The sequence below is a fragment of the Streptomyces himalayensis subsp. himalayensis genome (genome assembly GCF_013778455.1).
In the GTDB taxonomy this organism is placed as follows: Bacteria; Actinomycetota; Actinomycetes; order Streptomycetales; family Streptomycetaceae; genus Streptomyces; species Streptomyces himalayensis.
This window is the reverse complement of the sequence record NZ_JACEHE010000001.1, coordinates 319786-336250: the sequence shown is the minus strand read 5'-3', so window position 1 is coordinate 336250 and position 16465 is coordinate 319786. Positions and strand designations below refer to the sequence as shown.

The following is a 16465-nucleotide window of genomic DNA, read 5'->3' as shown; positions in this document are numbered from 1 at the left end:
AGCCGAAATGCTCGACGCATATCAGCGAATCCTCGCCGAGCGAAAGAACCCCTTGGGCGTGAATCCGACCGCCTGGGTCACCTGTCGCGAACAAGCCCGGCACATCATCGCGGAATGCGCACACACCCTGCGGCACGGAACCGAGGCCCCGCTCAATCCGCAGCTCACCAGGAAAACCCGCAGACTCGGCGGAGCACGGCTCTCCCAGGGAATCCCCCCGGTCTACTCGGTCCGCGCCGGATCCCTGTTCTTCCAGATCGCCATGGACCACCTGGGCCGCGTCTTCGCGGACCGTCCCGGCTCCGAGCAGTACCTGATGAAGGTGCTGCCGACGCTCCAGACGGCGATCACGCGGCGCCTGGAGGAAGGTTCCAGCGGCTATGACCTCTTTCTGCTCGACGTCGTGCGCGACGCGGCGCAGCAGGGCCGGCACGGAATGGCCCGGGAGATCCACGACCGCATCGGCAGCGCGGCCAGTCTCGCCCTGCGCCAGCTCGAACTCTTCGAACTCACCCAGAACGTCTCGTCGTCGACGGACGCCCGGCTCGGCAGCCTGAAGCAGGCGATCCTGGAGACCCTCTACACCACGCGCGACATCGTTACGGAGCTGCGGACCAGGGCGGACACCACCGGCTCCCTCCAGGTGGCGCTCTCCGCGTTCGTCACGGCCATGGCGATCGACGAGCCCGAGGTCGAGATCCACGTGGAGGACCCGGACGACCTGCTGCCGCGCACCGTCAGCGACGACCTCTTCATCATTCTCCGCGAGTGTCTGCGGAACGCCCTCGCCCACGCCTCCGCCTCCCGCGTCACCCTCGACGTCCGGGTCGGCCCCGGGTGCGTACGGGCATCCGTGCGGGACGACGGCGTCGGCTTCTCACCCGGGCACCGGCGGGGCAACGGCATCGCCTCACTGACCGAACGCACCCAGCTGCTGGGCGGCAGCCTCACCATCGACAGCGCACCCGGGAGGGGCACCGCCGTCGAGTTGACCGTCCCGATCGACGAGGAGGAGCATGCAGACGACGGACGAGGCCCGGCCGGGGACGGATGAGCCGATCCGCATCATCGCCGTGGACGATCACTCGCTGCTGCGCAGCGCCCTGTGCCAGCTGATCGACGCGGAAGAGGACCTGCGGGTCGTGGCCGACGTGGACACGTCCGAGGGCCTGGGCGACCTGGTGGAGCGGACCGGCGCCCATGTCGTGCTGCTGGACGTGGAGATGCCGGACCATCATGCGCCGAGCGTCGTGAGCGAGTTGGCCGAGCGTTTCCCGCAGCTGCACGTGCTGATGCTGACGATGTACAACGACCCTGCCCTCGTGACGGAGCTCCTGGCCCGCGGCGCCCGCGGCTATCTCCACAAGAGCATTCCGCGCGAGTCACTGCTGTCCGCGATCCGCAACACCACGGGACGCGATCCGCACGTCACCATCGCGGTGCCGCGCAGTGGAATTCCGGAGTCCGGCTTCGCCGAACCGCAGCAGACACTCTCACCCCGTGAGCGGGAGGTGCTCACACATGCCGCCGCGGCCCTGAGCAATCGCCAGATCGCCACTCGGCTGCGTATTACCGAAGGAACAGTGAAGCGGCATCTGCGGAACATATTCGAGAAACTCGGCGCGGTCTCCCGTATCGACGCGGTCAACAAGGCAGTCGACGCACAGCTGATCAGAAGACCGTAGGCGGCGGCCGCGCGGCCCGTGTTCGCAATATCGGGCCGGGACGGGGTCGTGTTGCGGTTGCATGCCACGCATACACCTTAGGGAGCATACGGCCTGCCCCTAGTGTCTCGTGATCCTGTTTGCGTCAGTTCGCGTTGTTGTTGACGAGTTTCTTCACGTTGGTCTGGACGAGCCGAACCTTGGCGAGAACCTCGTCGGCGGTCGCGGTCCAGGTGAAGGGTTTTGCCTTCTGGTTCCAGGAGTTGATGTAGTCGCGGATCTGCTTGACCAGGACGTTGACGCTGGAGAACGTCCCGCGACGGATCGACTGCCTCGTCAGGATGCCGAACCAGATCTCGATTTGGTTCAACCAGGAGGAGCCGACGGGAGTGAAGTGGAAGTGGATATGCGGGTTCTTCGACAGCCACGCCTTCACCTCCGGCGTGGTGTGCGTGGACAGGTTGTCCAAGACGACGTGAATCTCCTTGCCCGCGTGTGGTTTTACAGCCTTCTTCAAGAAGGCGAGGAAGGTCGCGCCGTTCCGGTTCGGCTTGCACTCGCCGATGACTTCCCCGGTGCCGACGTCGAGGGCGGCGAACAGGTTCGTCGTGCCATGCCGCACATAGTCGTGGGTGCGCTTCTCGGTGGCCGCGAACGCCAAGGGCAGCACCGGCTGGGTCCGGTCCAGCGCCTGCACCTGCGTCTTCTCATCGATCGACAGCACCACCGCGCCGCCTGGCGGGTCGAGGTAGAGACCGATCACGTCGGCGACCTTCTCCGCGAACCCCGGGTCCTTCGAAAGCTTGAAGGTGCCCGACCGGTGCGGCTTGAGATTCTCCTCCCGCCAGATCCGCGCAATGTAGTGCCAGGACACGGTGACGCCCTCGGTCCGCTTCAGGTACTTGGCCAACTCGCGTGTGGACCAGTGCGAAAGACCAGTGCCCTCCGGCGGCGTCATACGCGTCAGCGCAATCACCCGGGCCCGTACCCGTGCCGGCACTTGTTCCCGGGCCCCGCCAGGCCGGTCGCCTTCCAGCCCGGCCAGGCCGTGCTCGGCATAACGGCGCTTCCAGCGGTCTACCGTCGGCAGCGACACTCCAAGCAGCTCGGCAATGTCCTTGCGTCGACGCCCCTCACCCGACCACAGCACGATCCGGCCCCGCGTGGCTATATCCGCAGGCACGTCCCGACTGCTCACCAACTCCCGCAGCTCGGCGGCCTGTTCCATAGAGAGCTCCATACCAAGAGAACGAGACACACAAGATCAAGTAACGCTGACAGGATCACGAGACACTAGGTGAGTCTGTCACGCCGGAGATATGCGAATTAGATTCGACGGTATGCCGACTCTGACGCCTGCGAATCCTGCGAGAACCGCACCATCCGCACCGTCCGCGACACCCTCCAGACCCGCGAAGACCTCCGTAATCCGGGGGAACCTGCGCCTTCTGGCGCTGTGCGTTCAGGAATCGCGGTATGCCGTGCAGGTCGTTTTCCTGCTGCGCTTCCTGGTGGGCGGAACGGTCGGCGCGACGTCGTATCCTTCAATTCCGCCGACCCTTTTTCTCGGTGCCGCCGTATGGTTCTGCGCCGTCGCGTTCACCTATCTCTACAACGGTGTCACGGACATCCGGGAGGACCGCGCAAACGGCTCCGGGCGCCCCATCGCCCGCGGCGCCCTGCCCGTCCCGTTCGCGCGCCGTACCGCCTGGGTGCTGGCCGCGCTCGCCCTGGCCGGCGGTGCCGCCCTCGGGCCCGTGATGCTCATGGTCACGCTGTGCATGCTGCTGCTCGGTCATGCCTATTCCGCGCCCAGGTTCTCCCTCAAGAGCCGTACCCCCGACACGATCGTGGTGGTCGTCGCGAGCGGCGCCCTCACCTACGCCGGAGGGGCCCTCTGCGGTGATGCCGTCCTCACCTCCGAGCTGCTCGCCTTCTCCGCCGCCATGTGCCTGTGGATGGGCATGGTCGGCGCGGTCGCCAAGGACTTCTCGGACGCCGCCGGCGACGCCAGGCACGGCCGCCGCAACTGGACGGTGCTGTTCGGCCGCGCCGTCACCGCCTGCATCGTCTCGCTGAGCGCCGTCAGCATCGGCGCCGCGCTGCTCGCGAGCGCCGTCGTGCTCGCCGCGCCCGGGCTCCTGGCTCCCGCCGCCGTGGTCCTCTGCGGGGCGCTGGCGCTGTCCGCCGCGGCACTCACCGCTCGGCGCGACGACTCCCGGTCCCGTCGCAGGCTGCCGTACCGGATCTTCATGATCACGCAGTACACGGCGCACGCCGTCACCTTCGCTCAGCCGATCGCTTGAACAGAAACGGGGGACTCACGATGAGCGACACCCGGACGCAGTTCCGAATACCGGGCGCCACCGGCTCGTCGAGCCGGCAGCCGCACGCATCCGCCGCGCCCGCGGCACCGGCACCCGCCGCGCCCTCGACACCGTGGGCCGGCGCCGAGACCGTCGGCTTCCGGATCCTCGGCCCGCTCGAGGCCGTCGGCGCCGGCACGACGCACCGGCCGCGCGGACCCAAGGTGCGCAAACTGCTCGCCCTGCTGGCCGTGCGGGCGCACGACATCGTCGAAGTGGACACACTCGTCGACGAGTTGTGGGACGGCGATCCCCCGTCCACCGCCGTCAGCACCGTCCGTACGCACATCTACCACCTGCGCCAGGAGCTGGAGCGGGAGCTGGGCGCGGGCGCCGTCCGGGACGTCATCACCACGGAGGCCACCGGCTACTCGCTGCGCACCGCGCCCGGCCGGCTGGACCTGGAGAACTTCACCCGGCTGTACGGCCAGGGGCGCGCCGAACTGCGGGCCGGGCGCCATGAGGCGGCACTGGAGGTGCTGGACGCCGCGCTGGGTCTGTGGCGCGGCCGCACCCTCGCGGACGTCGCCCAGGGGCGGGTGCTGGCCGGGCACGCGGCCCGCATCGAGGAACTGCGGGTACGGACACAGGAGTTGCGCATCGAGGCCGCGATGGGCCTCGGCCGGCACCGTGAACTCGTGCCCGAGCTGCGCCGCCTGGTCGCCGTCGACCCGCTGAACGAATGGCTCCACGCGCGCCTCATCGACGCCCTGCACCGGAGCGGGCGCCGGGGCGACGCGCTGCGCGCCTTCCATGACGTACGGGCCGTGCTGGCCGAGGAGCTGGGCCTGGAGCCCTCCGAGGACCTGCGGCAGCTTCAGCACCACATCCTGGCGGGCGGGTCGGCGGCGTGAGCAGCACGTGGAGCGGCGCATCGGGCGCCAACTGGAGCAGCGCGTCGGGCTCCGCCTTGAGCAGCGCGTCGGGCTCCGCCAGGAGCAGCGCGTCGGGCTCCGCCAGGAGCAGCGCGTCGGGCTCCGCCTGGAGCAGCGCGTCGGGTTCCACCCGGAGCAGCGCTCCGAGCAGCGCATCGGGCAGCGCTTTGAGCAGGGGTTCGAGCGGGGCTTCGAGCAGCGCTGCGGCGGCCGTTCGGGGCGCTGCTCCGGCGGCCGTTCGGGGCGCTGCTCCGGGCTTCGGGCCGCAGCAGGGCCGGGAGCGGGCCCCGGCCGGAACCGTACGCATCCGGATCTGGACGGTGCCGATCGCGGCCGCGGCCTCCGCGGTGCCCTACGAGGAGGCGTACGCCGTCCTGGACTCAGTCGAGCGCGAGCGGCTGGCCCGCTTGCGGCGGGCCGGGGACCGGCTGCGCTATCTGGCGGTCCACCACGTGTACCGGGGCGTGCTCGGGCAGCGGCTCGGGGTCGCTCCGGCCGATGTGGGGTTTCGCCGGTACTGCGCGCGGTGCGGCGACGAGGGGCACGGCAAGCCGGTGCCCTTCGCCCCTGACGGGGCCTCGCTCTCGGCGAGCCTGTCGCACTCGGGGGCGTATGCGCTCATCGCCGTCTGCGACTCGTCGGCGGTGCCCGTCGGTGTGGATATCGAGCGTGTGCGGCCGCACATGGACTGGAGCCGTATCCCGTGCGTCGAGGGCGGCCGCAACACCCATGGGTTCGAACAGTGGACGCGGGCAGAGGCGCTGGTGAAGGCGGCGGGGACCGGGCTGAGCCGTCATCCGCCGCGGTACACCGGCCATGTCTTCGGCACCTGGCGCGCGGCGCGGGTGCCGGGCTCCGGGCACGAGTGGTTCGTGCGCAGCGTGCGGTCGCCCGAGGGGTACGCGGCGTCGGTCGCGAGCGGGAGTGCGGACGCGCGGGTGACGGTGGTGGGGTGGCGGCCGTAGCTCCGGAGCGAGCACAGAGGGGCGGTCCCGGAAAGCTGTTCCGGGACCGCCCCTCTTCCTCGTCCTGCCCGGCCCTACCGGAGGAGTACGCAGCTGGGGCTGGCCACGTGGAGCGGCGGGGCCGCGGGGGTCAGCCGGCCCGTGGCCGGATCGAGGCGGAAGGCGCTGACCGACTGGCCCGCCTGGTTCGCGGTGTACACGAACCGGTCCGAGGCGTCGAGCGCGACGTCGCGGGGCCATCGGGTTCCGGGGGCCTTCGCGGTGACCGGCTGCGACTCGAGCAGGGTCAGCGTACGGCCGGCGTTCTCCACGCGGAACGACTCGACGGTGTCGAGGCCGCGGTCGGCGGTGATCAGGAGTCCGCCGTCGCGCGTGAGATGGACGGCGGAGGGGGCGTTGCGCGGGTCGATGCCGGGCGGCGCGACGGAGGCGTGCGAGACGGGCCTCACGCGGCCCGTCACCGGGTCGTACGTCAGGACGGTGACCGTGTGACCGAGCTCGTTGGTGACGTACGCGAGGCGGCCGCTCGGGTGGAACACCAGATGGCGGGGCCCGATGCCCTCGCCGAGCCTGGTCCGGCTGCTCGGGGTCAGCCGTCCGGTGCGGGTGTCGAAGTCGTAGACGTGGATGTGGTCGTCGCCCTTGTCCGGGACGAGGACGCGGCGGCCCGCGGGGTCGAACGCGATCATGTGCGGGTGAGGGCCGCGCTGTTCGTCCGGGTGGGGGCCGTGCCCCCGGTGGCGCAGGACCTGGACAGCGTCGTCCAGCGAGCCGTCCGGGTGCACGGGCAGGACGGCGACGTGGCCCGAGTCGTAGTTCGTGGTGAGCAGGAAGCGGCCGCCGGGGTGCACCGCGAGGTGCACGGGCGCGGCGCCGTGGCTGGAGCGGGGTCGGCCGAGGGGGTGCAGCTCGTCGCCGTCGATCCGGTAGGCGTGGATCGCGCCGGTGGCTCCCTCGGGCAGCTGGCTGACGGCGTAGAGGCGGCGGCGGTCGGGCGAGAGGGTGAGGAAGGAGGGGTTCTCGATCCCCCTTCTCCACCCGCTGACTTCGAGCTCTCCCCCGTTCCCGACACGCGCGATCCCGATGCCGGCCAGCCCCGGCAGACCGTACTCACCGATCGTGAACCCCCCGATATAGGCGCGCCGCGCCCGCGGCCGCGGTGCATCACCGGCGACGGCGGTGGCCCCGGCCCATCCGGTCCCGGCGAGGGCGGCGGCGCCCGCGAGGGCGAGAACGCGGCGGCGGGTGGGGGCGGCGGGACCGGTGCTGGGGCCGAGGGCCCAGCGGGCCGTTGCGCTACGGGAGTTCATACGTCGGCTCCGAAGACGAGACCGGGGGCGAGGGCGACGGTGGCGGCTGCTGCCGCCAGGGCGAGCAGGATCTGCCAGACGGTGCGCAGGGTCCTGATGCGGTGGCTGCGGCGGGCCGTGGCGAGTAGCGCGGTCGCGGCCGCCCAGGCGGGAAGGGCCAGACGCAGGGTCACCTCGCCGGTGAACAGGAGTCCGGCGCGCGGGCTGATGCACTCCGAGGCCGAGCACACGGCGGGCTGCGCGGACGTGGACCATGCCGTGGCCGCGCTGAGGACGGCCAGGGGGACGACGGCGGCCAAGGCCGTCAGCCAGACGTACGGAGAGAGTCCGGTACGGCGCCGGGCGCGCCGCCGGGTCACGGCGAGCGCCGCTAGCGCGGGCACCCAGCCGACCGTGACGCCGAACAGCCCGGCGTGTGACGCCTCGGCGAGCGCGGCCCACGCCGTGTCCGCCCCGACGGGACGCCTGAGCAGCGCCAACACGCCCGTGGCGGTGGCGAGTCCGGCCGCCGTATGCGCCCAGGTCCGAGCGAAGGAAGGGGCACCCGCCCATGCGACGAACACACCGGCCAGCGAGACCAGCACCACGGGCGGACCCGCGGTCACCCCCCAGGACAGCGGGAAACCGGGCACCCCTCCACCGAGGGGCGCCGACCAGCCGCCCCAGTCCCCGAAAAGCGCGACAAACACCGCGGTGACTCCGGCGGCGACGACACCGGCGAGAGCGAGACGGCCGGGGTCGGGGGCGTCGGCGTGACGGCCGGGGTCGGGGGCATCGGGCCGGCCGTCGGGGTTTGGCGCATCGAGCCGGCGGCCGGGGTCCGGGGCACCGGGCCGGCGGCCGGGGTCCGGGGCACCGGGCCGGCCGCCGGGGTCCGAGACACCGGACCGACCGCCGGGATCCGAGACACCGGACCGACCGCCGGGATCCGAGACACCGGACCGACCGCCGGGATCCGAGACACCAGGCCGGCTGCCGGGGCCCGAGGCACCAGGCCGGCCGTCGCGGTCGGCCTCGCCGAGCCGGTCGGCCTCGCCGAGCCGGTCGGCTTCGGCGAGCCGGGCATGACCGTGGTGCGCCGCGCCCCGGATTGCCGTCGGCGGGGGGGTGACGGGTCCGGGGCGCGGCGCGTCCGGGGGGACGGCCGGGCGGGAGGGCTCGGCCGTCCCGGCCTTGCGGGCAGTGGGGCCCGCCCCGTCCGCGGCGGAATCCGGATCCTGGGCTGCCGGACGGCCGTCAGCGGAGGTCCGCAGCGGGCTCCGGGCCCCGGGTCCGGGCTCCGGAGTCCCCTCCGGGGAGCCGGAGCGCCCGCTGAGGGGCGCTCCGGCGGGGCGGGCCGTGGTCATCGGACGGCCTCGGCCCGGGGGGTGGCGGGCTCCGGGGCCGGCGGCGGAGGCGGCGTCTCGGAGGACTCGCGGAAGCCGTACCTCGCCCACCAGCGGGCCAGCGGCGCCGGCGCCCACCAGGCCCGCTCGCCGAGCAGCGCCATGGTCGCGGGCACGAGCAGCCCTCGTACGATCGTCGCGTCGACGAGCACCGCGATGACCAGACCGACACCGATCATCTTCATGAAGAGGATGGACGAGGTCATGAAGCCGCCGACCACGACCACCAGAAGAAGCGCGGCACTGGTGATGATCTTCGCGGTGCGCTGGACGCCGAGGGCCACCGACTCGACCGGGTCACCGCTCGCCTCCCACTCCTCGCGGACGCGCGAGAGCAGGAACACCTCGTAGTCCATGGCGAGGCCGAACGCGATCGCGACCACGAGCACGGGGAAGTTGGCGTCCACCGCACCGATCGGCTCGAAGCCGAGCAGCCCCGAGAGATGACCGTCCTGGAAGATCCACTTGATCGCGCCGAAGGCGGCGAGCAGGGACAGCAGGTTCAGCACCACCGACTTCAGCGGCAGCAGCAGCGAACCGAACGCCAGGAACAGCACCAGGAAGGAGACGACCGCCACGAACAGCGCCATCCACGGCAGCCGTTCGCCGATCATGCCGACGATGTCCACGCGGGACGCGGGCATGCCGGTGACCAGCGTCTCGGCTCCCTGGGGCGGCGACGTGGCGCGGACCTCGCCGACCATGTCCTCCGCCGCGCTCGACATGGGGTCGGGCGTGTAGCGGAGGGTGACGCGCGCGGCGTCGCCCGCGAAGCCCGTCGGCGTCGCCGACGCGATGCCGTCGACGTCTGCCAGCCGCTCGGCGTACGAGGCCACTTCGGCACGGTCGGCCGGACCGTCGAAGCGGACGACGGACGTCATGATCTGGCCGGGGTTGGTGTCGAAGTCGGACGCCAGGGTCTTGCTGACGACCTTGGCGTCGGCGTCCGAGGGCAGCACCCACTCGCCGGGCCGCGCCCAGTTGACGCCGAGCAGCGGCGCGCCGAGGCCGACCAGAACGGCGACGATCGCCAACGACGACACCAGCGGCTTGCGCATGACCGCGTGCGCGGTGCGGTACCAGCGGCCCTCGGTCTCGGGCCTGGCGGCGCGCCGCCTGCCGCGCGGCAGCGGGATCCGCCACTTGTCGATGCGGTGCCCGGTGTAGCGCAGCAGCGCGGGCAGCAGCGTCAGCGAGCCGACGACCGCGAAGGCGACGACCGCCACGGCCGCGTACCCCATGGACGACAGGAAGCGGGACGGGAAGAAGACCAGGCCCGCGAAGGAGATCGCCACGGCGAGCCCGGAGAACGCGACCGTACGGCCCGCCGTCGCCGTCGCGCGGTGCACCGCGGTGTCCACGTCCGCGCCCGCGTGGAGCTCCTCGCGGAAGCGGTTGACCAGGAACAGCGCGTAGTCGATGGCCAGTCCGAGGCCGAGGATCGTGATGACGTTGATGACCGTGCTGGAGATCTCGGTGACCATCGTCAGGACCCGCAGCACCACGAACGAGCCGAGGGCCACGAACGTGCCCACGGCGAGCGGCAGCAGCGCGGCGATCGCGCTGCGGAAGATCAGCACCAGGAGCACGAGCAGGACCGGCACCGAGAGCATCTCGGCGCGAGCGATGTCCGATCCGGTCAGGGAGTTGACCTGCTCCGTCATCGCGGCGACACCGCCGTAGCGCACGGTGACGCCGTCGGCCGCGAAGTCGTCCTTGATCTTCGCCAGCGCCTCGACCTGCTCCTGGTCGTTGTCGCTGGTGAACTGCACGGTGGCGTACGTCTGCTGGCGGTCCTTCGACACGTATGCGCTCTTGTCCTGCGGGCCGGGGTGCCAGTAGGAGTCGAGCCGTTCGATGCCGGCGCGCGGGACGCCGTCGAGGACGGTGCGGACCGCGTCGCCGAACTCGTCGACGGTGCGGCCCTTTTCCTTCGACTCGTACAGGACGATCAGGTCGTTGGACTCGCGCCCCAGCGGGCCGTCGAGGACCTTGTCGGCCCTGACGGATTCGCTGGCTGGGTCGTCGAAGCCCGCACCGCCGGTGAACGAGCCGAAGACCCCGGTGCCCCAGACGCCGGCGAACAGCGTGAACACGACCGCTGCGATGACGACCCATTTCCGGCGCCGCGCGGTGATTTTTCCGATAGCGGCAAACACTTATGTCTCCCTGGCTGATGTGGCTTGCTGTGCGTGCTGTGGCTTTCCGGCCGCGCGGGATTTCCCGCGGGCTCAACGGCTCTACGGCATTGCGGCGTTACGGCATTGCTGCCTCACGGCTTTACGGCAAGGCTTTCAGAGCGCGGAACGCGGCGATATCCGCGCTTGGAGGGATGCGCCATACCTCTTTCGGGACATTTACTCCGCCCCGGATTTCGCGGCCCGCGCCCGGACGCCCGCGCAAGCGGCGGCCCCGGATGTCGCAGTGGACGCGGCGGCCCCGGACGTGGCAGCGGACACGTCGGCACCAGACGCGGCAGCGGACAAGTCCGCTCCGGACGCGGCGGCGGACACAGCGACCGCGGACCTGGCGGTACGGCGCTGCGCCACCGCCGCGACACCCGCCACCGCGACGGACAGCGCGAGCCCGATCGCGACGGAGTACACCGGGTCGTCGCTGACGGCTCCGCCGAAGTAGCCGACGCCCACCGAGTACGCGGCCCAGACCGTCTCGGCGAGCGCGGCTCCGATCGCGAACCTGCCGGCGGGGTAGCGCGCCGCACCGGCCGCGAGGCCGCCAAGCAGCCGCCCGCTGGGCAGGAAACGGACCCCGACGACGAACGGGATGCCGCCGCGCTGCACCCGGGCGGCGGCCCACTCGAACAGCTCGCCCTGGCGTCCCCGCCCGGCGATCCGGCGCCGCACGCGGCCGCCTGCGGACCAGCCGAAGCGATGGATCATCACATCGCCGAGAAGGGCGCTGCCGGCCACCGACAGCAGCACCAGGGTGATCGACATCTCGCCGCGTGCGGCGAGCATGCCGCCGGTGACGAGCAGCACGGCGTTGGGCAGCAGCGGCGGCAGCGTCGTGATCGCGAGGATCGCGTACGCCCAGCAGGCCGTACCTGCGAGATGGGTCGACAGTCCCGAGGTGATGTCGACCCATGACATGAGCCTGGCTATGTCCACGGTCTTCTCCCGGTCCTTCAGGCGCCTTCCGTACCAGTGCCAGGCGGAAGGGCTCTCGGTCAGTCGGCCACTCGTCTGTCGAGGGGCTCTCGGTCAGTCGGCCCACTCGCCTGTCGAGGGGCTCAACGGTCGGTCCGTCCATGCCTCTTTGGAGACATCCGTCGGGTCGTTGGTGAGTCGTGATCCCAGGTCAGAGGCCCACTAGCGTCGCCAGGGCGACGGGCGTCCGGCCCCTGCACTCTCACAGTAACCTACGCTATCGATAGTTTCACTATCACTATGGAGGCAGCGCGCCGCCGCTGCAGGACCGACGACGCAGGTGGGCCATGACCGATGTGACGCTGTTCTTCCGTGAGTTCGCCCGGACCCGCCGGGACACGGGCGCCATCGCGCCCAGCAGCCCGCTGCTGGCGAGAGCGCTGACCCGCTATGTGATCCCCAGCCCGGGCCACTCACGGGCGGTGCTCGAGGTCGGCCCCGGCACCGGCGCCGTCACCCGCCACATCCGGGCCTCGCTGGGACCGCTGGACACCCTCGACCTCGTCGAGGCGAACCCCCGGTTCGCCGCGCTGCTGCACCGCGACTACGGCGACGACCCGCGCATACGGCTGCTGACGGGGCTGGTCCAGGAGCACGAACTCGGCGCCTACGACACGATCGTGTGCGGACTGCCGTTCGCGAACTTCGATGCCGCGACGGTCGAGGACATCTTCGGACGGCTGCTCGGCGCGCTGCGGCCGGGCGGCACGCTGTCGTTCTTCGCGTACGCCGGAGTGCCGCCGCTGCGCAGGGCGTTCACGACGGGCGCGGCGCGCGAGCAGACCCTCGCGGTGCAGGCCGTACTGGGCCGCGCACTGGAGCGGCACCGCTTCCGCAGCGAGACGGTGCTGGGCAATCTGCCGCCGGCCCGCGTGCACCATCTGGCGCCGGTGGCACCGCTGTTGGCGTACGCGGGGTGAGGGGTGCTCACCAAATGGGGCACCAAATGGGCGCCCGCGGGCTACGCCGAGTGCGGCCTCTTCTGAACACGGCCGGAGACGTCCTCCTGGGCGATCCGGCGCAGCGCGGACATCGCCGCGTCCCCCAGCACGGTGCCGAGGACGACACCTTCGACCTTGCCGTCGGTGCTGGGCACATCGGCGAGCGCGCCCAGCTCCGCGATCGCCAGCTTCCCCGCCGCATCCGCGTAGGTGTCGAGCAGCGCCAGCAGGTCATCCCGCTGGAGGTCGCGGTAGGTCACCACGATCTGGACCAGCGCCTTCCAGCCCGGGTTCTCCGGCTTGGCCGCCCAGCCGTGGCGGCGCACCAGTTCGCGCACCTCGTGCTCGGCGCGCTCCCAGTCCTCCTCGGTGCCGCGTTCGACCGCGGACTTGGTGACCGCGGACTGGGCGACGCCGAGCATTCCGTGGACCGTGCGGCGGGGCGAGTCGACCTCGGCGAGCACCTCCCGGGCGGCGGCGATGGACAGCCCGCCGACCTCCAGCATGGCGCGGATCAGCTTGAGCCTGCGGACGTGCGACTCCGCGTACCGCACCTGGTTCGGGCTGGTGCGCTCGCCCGGGGGCAACAGGCCCTCGCGCGTGTAGTACTTGATCGTAGGAACCGGAACTCCGGTACGCCGCGCCAGCTCTCCGATACGCATTCCAAGATGATACTGCGTTTCCCCTGGCGGGAGACCCGGCCATCCACCCCGCGGCAAATCGGACTCGGTGGCCCCGGAAATCCCGGCGGCTTTTATCGCGATTGAATCCCCGCACGATCGGGCTTCCATACACGACTGCGACGCTGATTCTGCACCGAAAACCCTCCTCTTCACCAGAAGCCTTCGAGGGGAAACCTGCCAAAGGAAACAGGTATGACCACACAAGTGGCTCCGGAGATTCCTTCGGCGCCTGCTGAACTCAAGTTCGGGCGCACCGTCGACCGCTCCCTGGTCCACCGGGCCGCGGTCTCGGAGGTCTTCGTCACCGACATCCAGCCGCTGGCCGCGAAGAAGGTCCGCACGGCGGTCCAACTCCCGCTCACCCACGGCTACTACAGCGACCATGTGCAGCGGCCTGCCGTCTATGACGCGCTGCTGCTGCTGGAGTCGGGCCGGCAGGCCGCGATCGCCGGGTCGCACGCGCACATCGGGCTGTCCCAGGGCACCACGATGATCGTCGACACCTTCCGGCTGGACCTGCACGGTCTGAAGGAGCTCATGATCGGCCCGGAGCCCGGGCGGCTGCGCATCGACACCGACTACATCGGCAACCCCACCCGCCGCGGCCGCTACCGCAAGGGGAAGGTCGCCCAGCGCTACTTCATCGAGGACACGCATGTCGGGGAGCACGAGATGGACGTGCTCTTCCTCAACGAGCACGAGAACGACGTGCTGCGGCATGCCCAGCGCGGCACCCCGGCCCCGCTGACCTCGGACTTCTCCGACCACGGCCCCGGCGCCGACGCCGGCCGGCAGGTCGCGCCCGAGCTGGTGGGACGCGGCAACCCCCTGAACGTCGTCCTGTCCCGCGCCGGCACCACGGACCGGTCGGTGACCGCCGATGTCACCCCGCGGTTCGACAACCGCGCGCTGTTCGACCACGTCTACGACCATCTGCCGGCGATGACGCTCGTCGAGGCGGCCCGGCAGCTGTCCCTGCTCGCGGTCGGCGAACCGGGCACCACGTACGCCCTCGGCTTCGAGGCCCGCTTCTCGCGGTTCGCGGAGCTCGACGAGGTCGTACGCGCCGAGGCGCCCCTGGTGCGGCCGGGAGGCGGCCGGGGCGAGATACCGGTGCGCTTTCTGCAGGGCGACGCGGAGATCGCGCAGGTGACCGTCACCGTGGTCTCGGGGAGCGAGCTGTGAGCCCGCGGACCGGCCACCGGCCGGCGATCTGGACCGACTTCGGCGGTGTGCTGACCCCGCCCATCTCGCACACGATGGGCACCTTCTGCGCGGCACAGGGCCTCGATCCGCAGGTGCTCCAGCAGGCCCTGGTGAAGGTCACGGCCCGCTATGGCACGACCGACATCATGGAGCCGATCGACACTCCCCTCGTCAGCGAGGAGGAGTGGCTCGGGCAGGTCTCCGACGTGCTCGCGGCCGACCACAAAGTCACCGGCGTCCGGCTGACGACGCTCGCGGACGCGTGGTTCGACGGCCGCGAGACCAACCACGCCTGGGTCGCGGCGCTGCGCGGGGCCCGGGAACGCGGCGCGTTCGTCGGGATGCTCTCCAACATGGTGCCGACGTGGGACGCGCACTGGCGCCGCATGGTCGATCCTGCGGAGCTGTTCGAGGACATCCTGCTCTCCTTCGAGGTGGGCCACCGCAAGCCCTCGCCCGGAATGTTCGCGCTCGCCGCGGAACGGGCCGGGGTGCCCGCGAGCAGCTGTGTGCTCGTCGACGACCTCGCACACAACTGCGAGGGCGCCGAGGCCGCCGGCTGGCGGGCCGTCCACTTCACCGACACCACCGCGGCGGCAGAGCAGCTCGATGCGCTCCTGTCGGCCGACCTCCACGTCACTGTCCCCGTCACCGTCCCAAGGAGCTGAGTCCGTGAGCCGATCCGTGCTCGTCACCGGCGGAAACCGGGGCATCGGCCTCGCGACCGCCCGCGCCCTCGCCGAACAGGGCGACAAGGTCGCCGTCACCTATCGCACCGGCGAGCCGCCCGAGGGGCTGTTCGGGGTGCAGTGCGATGTGACGGACCCCGAGTCCGTGCGCCGCGCGGTCGAGGAGGCCCGCATCCAGCACGGCCCCATCCAGGTGCTGGTCTCCAACGCGGGCATCACGCGTGACCAGTTGCTGGTCGGCATGGAGGACGACGACTTCCGAACCGTCATCGAGACGAACCTGCTGTCCGCGGTGACGGTCGCCCGGGAGGTCGTGCCCGACATGCTCAAGGCCCGCTGGGGACGGGTCGTCTTCATGTCCTCGATGAGCGCGATGGCGGGCGCCCCGGGCCAGACCAACTACGCCGCGTCCAAGGCCGGTCTCATCGGCTTCGGCCGCTCGCTGGCCCGTGAGGTGGGCAAGCGCAACGTCACGGTCAACATCGTCTCGCCGGGCCTGATCGAGACCGACATGGTCAAGGACGTCACGGACGCACGGCGCGAGCACGTGCTCAGCCAGACATCGCTCTTCCGGGCCGGCCGGCCGGAGGAGGTCGCGAGCGTCGTGAAGTTCCTGGTGAGCGAGGAGGCCTCGTACGTGACCGCCGGGATCATCCCGGTCACGGGCGGCCTCGGCGTGGGCCACTGACCGGCCCCTCACCGGCCCCCTTCCCACCCCTTCGTACGAAAGGAAACGCATGTCCAACGACACCGTGCTGGAGATCGCCCACCAGATGGGCAAGATCTTCAACGACCTCGACGAGAAGGTCGCCCTGGAGCTGGTGGCCCCCGACTTCGTCGACTACGAGGCCCCGCCCGGCACCCCCGGTGGCCCCCACGGCTACCTGGGCACCGCCCGCTGGATGAACTCCGTGTTCTCGGAGGCCGGCTGGGACCACATCGACTCGTTCGCGGACGGCGACAAGGCCGTGATCCGGGTGCGCTTCACCGGCATCCACACCGGGAACTTCCTCGGCTTCGAGGGCACCGGCAACAAGGTCGACGTCGAGCACATCCACATCTACCGCGTCGGTGACGACGGCCTCGTCCACGAGCACTGGGCGTGCCGCCAGGACCTGTTCCTGCTGGCGCAGATCGGTGCCGTCGAGCTGAAGCTGCCGCCCACGGGCACGCAGGCGTAACACGCGCTCCCTGGCAGGCCGCCGGACCCCGAC

The 16465-nt window shown here is 71.1% G+C and carries 16 protein-coding genes; 10 read left to right on the top strand and 6 right to left on the bottom strand.

Annotated features, from left to right (window positions below):
• The first annotated feature begins 7 nt into the window (after positions 1-7).
• Entirely contained in the window at positions 8-1054 is a 1047-nt protein-coding gene (locus H1D24_RS01540; RefSeq protein ID WP_181655481.1) for a sensor histidine kinase, read from the top strand.
• On the top strand, positions 1017-1685 hold the full coding sequence (locus H1D24_RS01535) for a response regulator (protein WP_181655480.1): 669 nt from the start codon (positions 1017-1019) through the stop codon (positions 1683-1685). The genes H1D24_RS01540 and H1D24_RS01535 overlap by 38 nt, the downstream gene beginning before the upstream one ends.
• A 124-nt stretch (positions 1686-1809) precedes the next feature.
• Here H1D24_RS01535 and H1D24_RS01530 read toward each other — a convergent pair whose 3' ends face one another.
• The gene (locus H1D24_RS01530) at positions 1810-2892 is read right to left on the bottom strand and encodes an IS630 family transposase (RefSeq protein ID WP_258563747.1); all 1083 of its coding nucleotides are present in this window, start codon (positions 2890-2892) and stop codon (positions 1810-1812) included.
• 253 nt (positions 2893-3145) lie between these two features.
• Between H1D24_RS01530 and H1D24_RS01525 the strand changes: the two genes are divergently transcribed.
• The 3 genes from H1D24_RS01525 (at position 3146) to H1D24_RS01515 (ending at position 5870) form a co-directional block, all read left to right on the top strand.
• Entirely contained in the window at positions 3146-3970 is an 825-nt protein-coding gene (locus H1D24_RS01525) for a UbiA family prenyltransferase (RefSeq protein ID WP_181655479.1), read from the top strand.
• A 20-nt stretch (positions 3971-3990) separates the two neighbouring features.
• The gene (locus H1D24_RS01520; protein ID WP_181655478.1) at positions 3991-4884 is read left to right on the top strand and encodes an AfsR/SARP family transcriptional regulator; all 894 of its coding nucleotides are present in this window, start codon (positions 3991-3993) and stop codon (positions 4882-4884) included.
• Positions 4885-5225: 341 nt separating this feature from the next.
• A complete protein-coding gene (locus H1D24_RS01515; RefSeq protein WP_181655477.1) occupies positions 5226-5870 on the top strand; it encodes a 4'-phosphopantetheinyl transferase family protein in 645 nt (214 codons plus the stop codon).
• Positions 5871-5944: 74 nt separating this feature from the next.
• Here the strand turns inward: H1D24_RS01515 and H1D24_RS01510 are convergent, their stop codons facing one another.
• The 4 genes from H1D24_RS01510 to H1D24_RS01495 form a co-directional block, all read right to left on the bottom strand.
• Positions 5945-7180: a lactonase family protein gene (locus H1D24_RS01510; RefSeq protein WP_181655476.1), complete on the bottom strand. Its 1236-nt coding sequence runs from the start codon at positions 7178-7180 to the stop codon at positions 5945-5947.
• A complete protein-coding gene (locus H1D24_RS01505; RefSeq protein WP_181655475.1) occupies positions 7177-8526 on the bottom strand; it encodes a hypothetical protein in 1350 nt (449 codons plus the stop codon). Before H1D24_RS01505 ends, H1D24_RS01510 begins: the two co-directional genes overlap by 4 nt.
• A complete protein-coding gene (locus H1D24_RS01500) occupies positions 8523-10724 on the bottom strand; it encodes an MMPL family transporter (RefSeq protein ID WP_181655474.1) in 2202 nt (733 codons plus the stop codon). The genes H1D24_RS01505 and H1D24_RS01500 overlap by 4 nt, the downstream gene beginning before the upstream one ends.
• A gap of 198 nt (positions 10725-10922) precedes the next feature.
• A complete protein-coding gene (locus tag H1D24_RS01495) occupies positions 10923-11693 on the bottom strand; it encodes a DedA family protein (protein WP_181655473.1) in 771 nt (256 codons plus the stop codon).
• A gap of 326 nt (positions 11694-12019) precedes the next feature.
• Here H1D24_RS01495 and H1D24_RS01490 point away from each other — a divergent pair, with 326 nt between their 5' ends.
• Positions 12020-12652 (top strand): class I SAM-dependent methyltransferase, encoded by a 633-nt coding sequence (locus H1D24_RS01490; protein WP_220136226.1) that lies wholly within the window; start codon positions 12020-12022, stop codon positions 12650-12652.
• A gap of 41 nt (positions 12653-12693) precedes the next feature.
• Here the strand turns inward: H1D24_RS01490 and H1D24_RS01485 are convergent, their stop codons facing one another.
• Positions 12694-13335, bottom strand: a complete 642-nt coding sequence (locus H1D24_RS01485) for a MerR family transcriptional regulator (RefSeq protein WP_181655472.1) — start codon at positions 13333-13335, stop codon at positions 12694-12696.
• A gap of 213 nt (positions 13336-13548) precedes the next feature.
• Between H1D24_RS01485 and H1D24_RS01480 the strand changes: the two genes are divergently transcribed.
• The 4 genes from H1D24_RS01480 to H1D24_RS01465 are packed head-to-tail and all read left to right on the top strand — an operon-like array spanning position 13549 to position 16432.
• A complete protein-coding gene (locus H1D24_RS01480) occupies positions 13549-14541 on the top strand; it encodes an AfsA-related hotdog domain-containing protein (RefSeq protein WP_181655471.1) in 993 nt (330 codons plus the stop codon).
• On the top strand, positions 14538-15230 hold the full coding sequence (locus H1D24_RS01475) for an HAD-IA family hydrolase (protein ID WP_309484168.1): 693 nt from the start codon (positions 14538-14540) through the stop codon (positions 15228-15230). The genes H1D24_RS01480 and H1D24_RS01475 overlap by 4 nt, the downstream gene beginning before the upstream one ends.
• Positions 15231-15234: 4 nt before the next feature.
• Complete coding sequence (gene fabG, locus H1D24_RS01470) at positions 15235-15939, top strand: 3-oxoacyl-ACP reductase FabG (protein ID WP_181655470.1); 705 nt, start codon at positions 15235-15237, stop codon at positions 15937-15939.
• 49 nt (positions 15940-15988) lie between these two features.
• Positions 15989-16432 (top strand): ester cyclase, encoded by a 444-nt coding sequence (locus H1D24_RS01465; protein ID WP_220136224.1) that lies wholly within the window; start codon positions 15989-15991, stop codon positions 16430-16432.
• The last annotated feature ends 33 nt before the right edge of the window (positions 16433-16465 follow it).

What these genes read in the sequence shown, in the direction of transcription:
- H1D24_RS01540 (WP_181655481.1), top strand. Translation starts at nt 8, where the DNA reads ATGCTCGACGCATATCAGCGAATCCTCGCCGAGCGAAAGAACCCCTTG.
- H1D24_RS01535 (WP_181655480.1), top strand. Translation starts at nt 1,017, where the DNA reads ATGCAGACGACGGACGAGGCCCGGCCGGGGACGGATGAGCCGATCCGC.
- H1D24_RS01530 (WP_258563747.1), bottom strand. Translation starts at nt 2,892, where the DNA reads ATGGAACAGGCCGCCGAGCTGCGGGAGTTGGTGAGCAGTCGGGACGTG.
- H1D24_RS01520 (WP_181655478.1), top strand. Translation starts at nt 3,991, where the DNA reads ATGAGCGACACCCGGACGCAGTTCCGAATACCGGGCGCCACCGGCTCG.
- H1D24_RS01510 (WP_181655476.1), bottom strand. Translation starts at nt 7,180, where the DNA reads ATGAACTCCCGTAGCGCAACGGCCCGCTGGGCCCTCGGCCCCAGCACC.
- H1D24_RS01505 (WP_181655475.1), bottom strand. Translation starts at nt 8,526, where the DNA reads ATGACCACGGCCCGCCCCGCCGGAGCGCCCCTCAGCGGGCGCTCCGGC.
- H1D24_RS01490 (WP_220136226.1), top strand. Translation starts at nt 12,020, where the DNA reads ATGACCGATGTGACGCTGTTCTTCCGTGAGTTCGCCCGGACCCGCCGG.
- H1D24_RS01485 (WP_181655472.1), bottom strand. Translation starts at nt 13,335, where the DNA reads ATGCGTATCGGAGAGCTGGCGCGGCGTACCGGAGTTCCGGTTCCTACG.
- H1D24_RS01480 (WP_181655471.1), top strand. Translation starts at nt 13,549, where the DNA reads ATGACCACACAAGTGGCTCCGGAGATTCCTTCGGCGCCTGCTGAACTC.
- H1D24_RS01465 (WP_220136224.1), top strand. Translation starts at nt 15,989, where the DNA reads ATGTCCAACGACACCGTGCTGGAGATCGCCCACCAGATGGGCAAGATC.